Consider the following 264-nt stretch of genomic DNA (forward strand, 5'->3'; position numbering starts at 1 on the left):
GTTTGCGGGGTGGCCGTTTCGACATCACCAACTCGTCGATGTACATCACTGCCGATCGTATGAAAGTGATCGACATGATTCCTTACCTGAAAAGTGGTGAATCCATTCTGTCGATCAAAGGCAGTGACTATCAGCCTGAAGTGCCAGAAGATTTCTGTGGTCACCGCATTGGTTCCATGGCGGGCACGGCCTGGCTGAAACAGTTGCAGACGCTGTCGGTAGAATATTGTGAAGCCAATGGACTGAAGCCAATCGCGATCAGTG

Annotated in this window: 1 protein-coding gene; it reads left to right on the forward strand. The window is 50.8% G+C overall.

The window, feature by feature from the left end; translation table 11 throughout:
• Nucleotides 1–264 (forward strand): transporter substrate-binding domain-containing protein (locus Q4563_RS20430; protein ID WP_303605817.1); only part of this gene is annotated, 264 nt, incomplete at both ends.

Source organism: Gilvimarinus sp. 1_MG-2023, from assembly GCF_030548285.1.